Source organism: Streptomyces sp. NPDC002754, assembly GCF_053592315.1.
Genome location: NZ_JBSFVM010000048.1, coordinates 20,241 through 29,668, shown reverse-complemented (window position 1 = coordinate 29,668; position 9,428 = coordinate 20,241). Strand labels below are relative to the sequence as shown.

Here is a 9,428-nt window from a genome sequence, read left to right as displayed (position 1 = left end):
GTAACACTCTTACCCTCCCCGACGCTCTTCCTTTCTGTCCGGTCAGGCCTGTGCCCCGGCCGAGGTGCCGGGGCACAGGCATGACCGGACCCACGGTCAGGAGGCGGGCCGGTAGTTGTAGATCGAGGGCACACCCATACCGGACTGAGGTGTCACCCGGACGTTCCTGGTGGATACCAGCTGGAACGTCATGCGGTAGAAGGGGGCGAACCAGCCCTCGGCAACCAGGTGTTCGTTCAGCTGCCGTGCGGCGCCTGCGGCCTTGGGACCGGTGGTCGTCTTCAGTTGTCCGAGCAGCCTCTTCACCGTGGGATCGCTGGACCCGTACATGTTGAAGGCGCCCGGCGTGACGAGGTCCTGGGCGGTCACCCAGTCGATCGGGGACTGCCCGATGTTCATGACCATGGCCGAGTAGGCGCGGTCCTTGTAGATCTTCTGCACCGCGGTGTTTCCGTCCAGCTGATCCCAGACGACCTTGATGCCGACCGCCTTGAGGTCGGCGGAGATGGACGAGGCCAGCGCGTCGCTGACGATCGCCGAGACCCGAGGCAGCTTGAGCGTGAAGCCGTCCGGGTAACCGGCTTTCGCGAGCAGCTTCCTGGCCTTCGCCGGGTCGTGCGGATAGGCCGAGTCCAGCTTCTTGTCGTACGCCTCCGTCTGCCGGCCGAAGATCTGTTCCGTGACTTCGCCGCGGCCCTGACGGATCTTGTCGACCATGGTCGCACGGTCCAGGGCGTAGTTGATCGCCTGTCGCGCCTCGGTCCTCTTGAGCGCGGGCGTGTGCACGCCGCCGCGATCGAAGAGGAGCAGTCCCTGGAAGTCGAAGCTGAACGCGGTCTTCTTGAGGCGGCTGTCCGACAGCACCGAACTCTGCTGGTTGGCGTCCTGCACGACGGCGCTGTCGATCTGCCCCGTCTTCAGGCCGTTCACGATGGCGGTCTCGTTGTCGAAGACGCTGATGGTCAGCGCCTTGAACGGCGCCTTCGTTCCCCAGTAGCCGGGCTTGCGGGCGAACGTGTACTTGTTGCCGACCGCCGTCTTCCCTTTGTCGAGGGTGTACGGGCCGGTCCCCACGGGCGTCGTCGTCAGCGAGCCGGCGTCGATCTTGGCAGGGCTGGCCATCAGGCCCGCCGCATCACTCAAGTAGAACAGCAGCGCGGGGTCGGGGGAGTTGAGGTGCAGTGTCACCTGCGAGGCACCCTGCACGTCGACGCTCTTCAACGCGCTCAGGTACTTGGCGCCACCTCCTCCGCCCTTCTTGAAGTGTTCGAGATTCGCCTTGACGGCCTGCGCGTCGAACACCGTGCCGTCGCTGAACTTCACACCCTTGCGCAGCGTCAGGCTCAGCTTTGTACGACTGTCGTCGTACGACCACTTCGTGGCGAGCATCGGGCGCAGTGCGCCGTTGGGGTCCCGCTTGATCAACGTGTCGTACACGGCCTGGAAGTACGGCAGCGCGCCGCCGATCGCGTCCTTGGGGTCGAGGCTCTGGGCTGCCGTCATGGTGGCGATGTCCAGCTCATCCGTGCTCGTCCCGGTCGAACCCGAGCCGCCGCCGCAGGCCGTGAGTACCAGTGCGGCAGCTGTCGCACCGGCCGTGGTCACGAATCTCGTGGCATACCCGTTCATGATCTCTCCGTCCGGCGGGCCGGCCGATGCGCCGGCAAGAGATGAGAGGGCAGGGCGGGGCCTGCGGATGGTGACGGCCCTGCCCGTCGACAGCCAAAACCGTAATGTGATCGGTTTTAGCCGTCAATGCATCTTCGGGGATCGAGGGGGCGTCGCCGTCGGGGCAGGGGCTACGGGGTGGGGTGTCTTGACGTCCAAAACCAATCATCGTACGTTTTTTGGCTGTGGTCGGGTCTCCCGATCACCCGCACCCGAATCGGAGGCGCGCCATGGCCCGTTCGAGGCCCAACTTCCTCTTCTTCATCCCCGACCAACTGCGCGCGGACGCGCTCGGCGCCTTCGGGAACACCCACATCAGCACTCCCCATCTGGACGCGCTGGCGGCGCGCGGTACCCGCTTCGACCATGCCTACGTCCAGCACCCGGTCTGTTCCCCGAGCCGGGCGTCCTTCCTGACCGGCTGGTACCCGCACACAGCGGGCCACCGCACCCTGACCCACCTGCTCAAGCCGTGGGAACCCAACGTGCTGCGCAGCCTGAAGGAGTCCGGCTACCACGTCGCCTGGCCCGGCATGCGTGGCGACACGTTCGCACCCGGAGCCACCGAACTCAGCGTCGACGAGTACGGCTACGGCATCACCCCGACCGAAGCCGTGCGCCCCACCCCGCGCGGCACCTGGCCCGGCGGCGAGACGGCCGCCCGTCTCCACTACCGCGGCAGACTCCCCGAGGACCCGGACCGGGTCGACGCGGACGAGGCCACCGTGCGCAGTGCCGAATGCTGGCTGTCCCAGGCCCCCGACGACAGGCCATGGGTCCTCTTCGTCCCGCTCGTCGCACCCCACTGCCCCTTCGAGGTCGAGGAGCCGTGGTACTCGATGTACAACCGCGCGACGCTCCCTGCCCCGGTCGCAGCGGTCGACGACACCACCCAGGAGCCCGCCTTCATGGAGGCCGTCCGCCGGCGTTTCGGCATCAAGGACACCAGCGCAGACACCTGGCGGGAGATCACCGCCACCTACTACGGCATGATCTCCCGGATGGACGACCAACTGGGGCGTCTCACCAAGGCGTTGCACGACCACGGACACGCCGCCGACACCGTCACCTTCTTCTTCGCCGACCACGGCGAATACCTCGGCGACTACGGCCTCATCGAGAAGTGGCCCTCGGCGCTGCACCCCTGCATCACCCGTGCCCCCCTTGTCGTTTCCGGCGGCGACCTACCGGCCGGCCAGAGCACGGACGCCCTCGTCGAACTCGTCGACATCGTCCCCACCGTCCTGGAACTCGCCGGCGTCGCGCCCGACCACCGCCACTTCGGCCGCAGCCTCGTCCCCGTCCTGCACGCCCCGGACGCCGAGCATCGGCAATACGCGTTCACCGAGGGCGGATTCTCGGCCGAGGAGGAGCCCCAGCTCGAAGAGGCGGACTTCCCCTACGACCTCAAGGCAGCCCTCCAGCACGAACGGCCCGAACTGGTCGGTCGGGCCATCTGCGTCCGCGACCACGACTGGTCCTATGTATGGCGCCTGTACGAACCGGCCGAGCTGTACCACCGCACCGACGACCCTCACGAGCGCACCAACCTTGCCGGGCACCCCGAACACACCACAACCGAAACACGTTTGCGGGATGCGGTGCTGCGCTGGCTCGTCGACACCAGCGACACGATCCCCTTCGACCGTGACCCGCGCTACCCCAGCGTCGACCTGCCTGTCACGGCCGGCTCCCCGGGCCCCGACCACCAGGTGGAACGCGCATCGGACCAACTGGCCCGTGCCATCTCCCGATGGAAGAGGGCACAGTCGACCGACCCGGGTGTGCCGTCATGACCCGATCCCAGTCCTGCTCGGCCGCCCGGGCCCGCATGTCCCGCCCCCAATGCCGCGCTGCACCAGCAGAGGGGAGAGGGCTTCGACTTCGGGTGATGTGTCTTCTTCGCGGGTCGTGATCTGGATGTCGTGTGTGAGGCCGCTGGGCTGAGCTACTTCGAGGTAGGTCACGCCTTGGCGAGGTGCGGCCGCGAGCGCGGGGATGAGAGCTACCCCGAAGTCGGCGGCCACCCGGCCCCAGAGCGCCGGGCATCTCCGCTCCGGCGGATGCTCCCTGCGCGCGCTGTCCTTACTGAATACGGAGGGTGCGAGTCCTCGCGCAGTCGTGCTGTCCCCGCCTCCTGCAGCACACACCAGGACACCGGCTCTGCATTCTGCCCCCCCTCGGCGCCGCTAAGGGTTTTCCAGGGATCGGACGCCCCCGTACCGCGTCCGCCGTCGCGTTCACTTCGTGGACGCGCACGGCCCACGCGCCCGCGTGGAGCCGGCGCTCCGCCCCGGAATGGCCTGGACCTTCCCGCTCGCCTCGCCCGGCTGGGGTGGGCATTTTTTGGCTATCTGGATTAGCTTATAGCTATTGCACTTAACTAGAAGAGAGATGTCGTGGCTGAGTCCGTCTCTGTCCCGGGCGGCACCATCGCCTACGAGGACGCTGGAGCGGGCCCGCTGGTCGTCCTGGCCCACGGCTTGGGGGACAGCCGTGCGGCGTACAGGTTCGTCCTGCCGCATCTGGTGGAGGCGGGGTATCGAGTGGCCGCGGTCGACCTGCGGGGCTGTGGCAAGTCGAGTGCAAAGTGGCCTTCCTACTCGCGCACCGACATCGCGGGCGATCTGCTCGCGGTGATCCGCCACATCGACTGCGGCCCGGCCGTCCTGGTCGGTCACTCGATCTCCGGCGGCGCCGCCACCATCGTGGCCGCCCAGGATTCCGGCCTGGTCAGGGGCATCATCGAGCTGGGCCCCTTCACGCGCGCGCAGTCGATCAAGCTCGGCGAATTCCGCTCGAAGAGCTACCGCACGGGTGCCTTGCGGCTGCTCGGCGCCGGTCTGCTCGGCAGCGTGGGACTGTGGACCCGCTACCTCGACCATGCCTACCCGGGCCGCAAACCGGCCGACTGGACCGACCGGCTGGCCCGTATCGAGGCGATGCTGGGCGAGCCCGGTCGGATGCGGGCGATGCAGAAGATGGCGCAGTCGGCGCCGACGGACGCCGACGCCGAGTTGGGCAACGTACGGTGTCCTGCCCTGATCGTGCAGGGCTCGCTCGACCCCGACTGGGTCGATCCGCGCGCCGAGGGCAGGGCCATCGTGGCCGCGATGCCGGCCGGTGTCGGAGAGCTCGCGGTGATCGAGGGAGCCGGCCACTACCCGCACGACCAGTACCCCGAGGAGACCGTCTCTCTGATGCTGGCCTTCCTGGAAGCACACGCCCGTGCCTAGAGCAGGCCTCGATGCGAGCGTCGTCGTGGCGGCGGGAGCGGCGCTCGCCGACGAGGTCGGTCTTGCGGGCCTGACCATGGGGCTGCTGGCCGACAGGCTCGGCGTACGACCGCCATCCCTGTACAAGCACGTCCGCTCCCTGCACGAACTGCGGCACGGCATCTCCGTCCAGGCGAAGCGCGAATTCGCCCACCAGCTGGCCCGGGATTCCGTCGGCCGTTCCGGCCCGGACGCAGTCCGGGCGTTCGCGGACAGCTACCGCCACTGGGCCCTGAAGCATCCCGGCCGCTACGCCGCCACCGTCCCCGCTCCGGCGGCCGACGACGAGGAGGACCGCCGCGTCAGCGAAGAGGCGTTGCAGGTTCTGCTCGACGTCCTCGCCGGTTTCGGCCTGCCTGACGCGCGTGTCGTCGACTCGGCAAGGGCGCTGCGATCAGCACTGCACGGGTTCGTCATCCTTGAGGGTGCCGACGGCGGCTTCGGGATGCCGCGCGATGTCACGCGGAGTTTCCACTTCCTCATGGATACCCTGATCGCCGGATTCCAGGCCGACCCTCCTGATCACGCCTCCGAGGGGTGACTTGGCCGCCACCGACCTCTCCCGGTCCCATCTTGTTGAGGGCAGCCCGCGATCAAGCTAGATCCTGCCCGAATTGAACGCAGTACGTGTCTCGGAGACCACCAGGACGTCAACCATGTCCAGCCGTGGGGATGTGGGCTGGGTGACCCAAGCCGCTGGTGGGGAGATTTTGGAAGGGTTTTCGGTAGGTCGGGTCGGGCGTGTACGCGCGGCCACGCTCGACGCCGGAACCGGATCCGGTGGGAAGCCCATGGGTAAGGGGCCAGGCTGACCGTAAGTGCTGAGGGAAGGAACGTGCTCGAGGCGGTCGCTGCCGAGACGAGTCCGTGCACAAGGCGTTAAGCGCATACCTACACTTGCCGGAGCGTTCCGGCAGTGCCGGGCCTGCTGCTGTGAGAAGGCCACGGACTATCACGTCCACCCCGACAATGTGACAGTTCGTGACAGATGAGAGGGTCGGACGGGTGAGTGAGACGTCGATGAACACCCTGCAACACCGCTTTGACGGGCCAGAAGACGCCCCGACCCTGATCCTGGGGCCCTCGTTGGGTACCACATGGCACATGTGGGACCGCCAGGTGCCCGAGCTGGCCCAGCACTGGCGGGTGTTCCGCTTCGACCTGCCCGGCCACGGCGGTTCCCCCGCCCACCCGGCCGGTTCCGTCGAGGCGCTCGCGGAGCGGCTGCTCGCCACGCTCGACGAGCTGGGCATCCAGCGCTTCGGCTACGCGGGCTGCTCGCTGGGCGGCGCGATCGGCGCGGAGCTCGCGCTGCGCCACCCGGAGCGCGTCGCGTCGCTCGCCGTGATCGCGGCCTCGCCGCGGTTCGGCACCGCCGACGAGTTCCGCCAGCGCGGCGTCATCGTGCGCAGCAACGGCCTGGACCCCATCGCCCGTACCGCCCCCGAGCGCTGGTTCACGCACGGCTTCGCGACCGCGCAGCCCGCGATCACGGACTGGGCCGTGCAGATGGTCCGTACGACGGACCCGGGCTGCTACATCTCCTCGTGCGAGGCGCTCGCCGCCTTCGACGTCCGCGAGGAGCTGGCCGACATCGGTGTGCCGACGCTCGTCCTCGTCGGCTCGGAGGACCAGGTCACAGGGCCCGCCGAGGCCCGCACCCTGGTCGCCGGCATACCGGACGCCCGGCTCGCCGTGGTGCCGGGCGCCTCCCATCTGGCCCCGGTCGAGCAGCCGGCCGCCGTCACCGACCTCCTCGTACGGCACTTCACCTCGGCCTGGCCCGCCGCGCACGAGAAGACCGGGCAGACCGCCATCCAGGCCGCCCCGGTCAAGCCGGTCATCGCGCCGCCGCCCCCGTCGGCCCCGCCGCGCGCGGAGATCGCGGCCGCGCAGCAGCCGGAGGCCGCGACCCGGCCCGACCCGCACGACGCGGGCCTCAAGACGCGCCGCGAGGTCCTCGGCGACGCCCACGTGGACCGGGCCCTGGCCACCGCCGACGACTTCTCCGGCGACTTCCAGGAACTCCTCACCCGCTACGCGTGGGGCGAGATCTGGTCCCGTCCGGGCCTCGACCGCCGCACGCGCTCCTCGGTGACCCTGGCGACCCTGGTCGCGGGCGGCCACCTCGACGAGCTGGTGTTCCACACGCGCGCCGCCCTGCGCAACGGCCTCACGGCCGCGGAGATCAAGGAAATCCTGCTGCAGACCGCCGTCTACTGCGGCGTACCGGCCGCGAACGCGGCGTTCAAGGTGGCCCAGCAGGTGATCCGCGAGGAGACCACGCCCCAGGAGTGAGCGGGGAACCGCCCCAGGCGTGAAACCGGGCGGGAGCGGGCGCAGGATGGACGCATGAAGCTGACGAAGAAGACCCACGCGTGCGTACGGCTCCAGAAGGACGGGCAGACGCTCGTCATCGACCCGGGCGGATTCTCCGAGGACGACGCGGCCGTCGGCGCCGACGCGATCCTCGTGACGCACGAGCACCCCGACCACTTCAACGAGGACCGGCTGCGCGCCGGGATGGAGGCCAACCCCGGCGCGCACATCTGGACCCTGAAGTCGGTCGCGGACCAGATCTCGGCGGCGTTCCCGGGCCGCGTCCACACGGTGGGCCACGGCGACACGTTCTCGGCCGCCGGATTCGACGTCCAGGCGCACGGCGAGCTGCACGCAGTGATCCACCCGGACATCCCGCGCATCACGAACGTCGGCTATCTCATCGACGGCGGCACGGTCTTCCACCCCGGCGACGCCCTCACCGTCCCCGACCACCCGGTCGAGACGCTGATGCTGCCCGTCATGGCGCCCTGGAACAAGATCGCCGAAGTGATCGACTACGTACGGGAGGTCAAGCCGCGCCGCGCGTACGACATCCACGACGCGCTGCTCACGGACCTCGCCCGGCCGATCTACGACAACCAGATCGGCGGACTCGGCGGCGCGGAGCACCTGCGCCTCACTCCAGGTGACTCGGCGCAGGTCTGACGGCTACTTCTTGAGGAGTTCGACGACCTCGTCCGTGGAGCCGATCTCCGCGATGCGCGGGAAGATCTTGCCGAAGCTGTGCTCGTGGGAGTCGGCGTCCGTGTCGGTCGTCGCGTCGTCGACCAGTACGAGGTGGTAGCTCAGCTCCCACGCGGAGCGGGCGGAGGACTCGACGCCGATCGACGTCGAGATGCCGCAGAGCACGATCTGCGTGACACCGCGGCGGCGCAGCTGGAGGTCCAGCTCGGTGCCGGTGAAGGCGCCCCAGTGCCGCTTGGTGATGACGATGTCGTCGCCGAGCGGGCCCAGCTCGTCGGGGAACTCGGAGAACGCGGGCGGCGGCGCCTGCGTCATGGCGCCCGCGGCGGCCCGGCCCGTCGGGAGGTCGCCGCCGTCCTGAGACCAGGCGACCTTCACGCGCACGACCGGCAGGCCCTTGGCGCGGAAGGCCTCGGCGAGCCGGGCGCCGTTCTGGAGGACGTCGGCGGAAGGGTGCACGGTCGGCAGGCCGAGGATGCCGTTCTGGAGGTCGATGAGGACGAGGGCGGGACGCTCGTCGAGAGGGGTGTTGATCGTCATGTTCGGCAGGCTAACTGTCTAACAGGAAAACTTGCAAGGCAGCCTGTCGATGTGTCGGCGGCTCGGCGGGGCGTTGTCAGTCCCGCCTAGTAGGTTGTGGGACATGCGCATTGCTACCTGGAACGTGAACTCGATCACCGCGCGGCTGCCGCGCCTCCTTGCCTGGCTGGAGAGCAGCGGCACGGACGTGCTGTGCATCCAGGAGACCAAGTGCTCGGCGGAGCAGTTCCCCGCGGACGAGCTGCGGGAGCTGGGCTACGAGTCGGCGGTGAACGCGAACGGCAGGTGGAACGGGGTGGCGCTGCTCTCCCGCGTGGGCCTGGAGGACGTGGTGAAGGGCGTGCCCGGCGACCCCGGGTACGACGGCGTGGAGGAGCCCCGCGCCGTCTCCGCGACCTGCGGCCCGGCCCGCGTCTGGTCGGTGTACGTGCCGAACGGGCGGGAGGTGGACCACGCGCACTACGCGTACAAGCTCCAGTGGTTCGAGGCCCTGAAGGCGGCGGTCGCGGGCGACGCGGCGGGCTCGCGCCCCTTCGCGGTGCTGGGCGACTACAACGTGGCGCCGACGGACGACGACGTCTGGGACATCTCCCTCTTCGACGGGGCGACGCATGTGACCCCGGCCGAGCGCGCGGCGCTCACGGCGCTGCGTGAGACGGGCCTGACCGACGTCGTGCCGCGCCCCCTCAAGTACGACCACCCCTTCACGTACTGGGACTACCGCGCCCTCGGCTTCCCGAAGAACAAGGGCATGCGCATCGACCTGGTCTACGGGAACGAGCCGTTCGCCAAGGCCGTCTCCGACGCGTACGTGGACCGCGAGGAGCGCAAGGGCAAGGGGGCCTCCGACCACGCGCCGGTCGTGGTGGACCTCGACGTCTGAGCCGACACCGGCCGGGCGGGCCGATTGTCAGTGGC

The 9,428-nt window shown here is 69.2% G+C and carries 8 protein-coding genes; 6 read left to right on the top strand and 2 right to left on the bottom strand.

What is annotated here, in order from left to right; all coding sequences use genetic code 11:
• Positions 1-96: 96 nt before the first annotated feature.
• A complete protein-coding gene (locus ACWD2L_RS39060) occupies positions 97-1,629 on the bottom strand; it encodes an ABC transporter substrate-binding protein (RefSeq protein ID WP_351343387.1) in 1,533 nt (510 codons plus the stop codon).
• 269 nt (positions 1,630-1,898) lie between these two features.
• On the opposite strand from ACWD2L_RS39060, the gene ACWD2L_RS39055 reads away from it, so the two are divergent.
• From ACWD2L_RS39055 to ACWD2L_RS39035, 5 genes are all read left to right on the top strand, one after another.
• Positions 1,899-3,464: a sulfatase-like hydrolase/transferase gene (locus ACWD2L_RS39055; protein WP_351343385.1), complete on the top strand. Its 1,566-nt coding sequence runs from the start codon at positions 1,899-1,901 to the stop codon at positions 3,462-3,464.
• A gap of 603 nt (positions 3,465-4,067) precedes the next feature.
• The gene (locus ACWD2L_RS39050; protein ID WP_351343383.1) at positions 4,068-4,904 is read left to right on the top strand and encodes an alpha/beta fold hydrolase; all 837 of its coding nucleotides are present in this window, start codon (positions 4,068-4,070) and stop codon (positions 4,902-4,904) included.
• On the top strand, positions 4,897-5,484 hold the full coding sequence (locus ACWD2L_RS39045; RefSeq protein WP_351343381.1) for a TetR/AcrR family transcriptional regulator: 588 nt from the start codon (positions 4,897-4,899) through the stop codon (positions 5,482-5,484). The genes ACWD2L_RS39050 and ACWD2L_RS39045 overlap by 8 nt, the downstream gene beginning before the upstream one ends.
• A gap of 464 nt (positions 5,485-5,948) precedes the next feature.
• Entirely contained in the window at positions 5,949-7,241 is a 1,293-nt protein-coding gene (pcaDC, locus tag ACWD2L_RS39040; protein ID WP_351343380.1) for a bifunctional 3-oxoadipate enol-lactonase/4-carboxymuconolactone decarboxylase PcaDC, read from the top strand.
• A 54-nt stretch (positions 7,242-7,295) separates the two neighbouring features.
• Positions 7,296-7,931, top strand: a complete 636-nt coding sequence (locus tag ACWD2L_RS39035) for an MBL fold metallo-hydrolase (RefSeq protein WP_351343378.1) — start codon at positions 7,296-7,298, stop codon at positions 7,929-7,931.
• Positions 7,932-7,934: 3 nt separating this feature from the next.
• On the opposite strand, the gene ACWD2L_RS39030 is transcribed toward ACWD2L_RS39035, so the two are convergent.
• Positions 7,935-8,510 (bottom strand): hydrolase, encoded by a 576-nt coding sequence (locus tag ACWD2L_RS39030; protein WP_351343376.1) that lies wholly within the window; start codon positions 8,508-8,510, stop codon positions 7,935-7,937.
• 103 nt (positions 8,511-8,613) lie between these two features.
• Between ACWD2L_RS39030 and ACWD2L_RS39025 the strand changes: the two genes are divergently transcribed.
• The gene (locus tag ACWD2L_RS39025) at positions 8,614-9,393 is read left to right on the top strand and encodes an exodeoxyribonuclease III (RefSeq protein ID WP_351343374.1); all 780 of its coding nucleotides are present in this window, start codon (positions 8,614-8,616) and stop codon (positions 9,391-9,393) included.
• Positions 9,394-9,428 lie beyond the last annotated feature (35 nt).

What these genes read in the sequence shown, in the direction of transcription:
- ACWD2L_RS39060 (WP_351343387.1), bottom strand. Translation starts at nt 1,629, where the DNA reads ATGAACGGGTATGCCACGAGATTCGTGACCACGGCCGGTGCGACAGCT.
- ACWD2L_RS39055 (WP_351343385.1), top strand. Translation starts at nt 1,899, where the DNA reads ATGGCCCGTTCGAGGCCCAACTTCCTCTTCTTCATCCCCGACCAACTG.
- ACWD2L_RS39035 (WP_351343378.1), top strand. Translation starts at nt 7,296, where the DNA reads ATGAAGCTGACGAAGAAGACCCACGCGTGCGTACGGCTCCAGAAGGAC.
- ACWD2L_RS39030 (WP_351343376.1), bottom strand. Translation starts at nt 8,510, where the DNA reads ATGACGATCAACACCCCTCTCGACGAGCGTCCCGCCCTCGTCCTCATC.
- ACWD2L_RS39025 (WP_351343374.1), top strand. Translation starts at nt 8,614, where the DNA reads ATGCGCATTGCTACCTGGAACGTGAACTCGATCACCGCGCGGCTGCCG.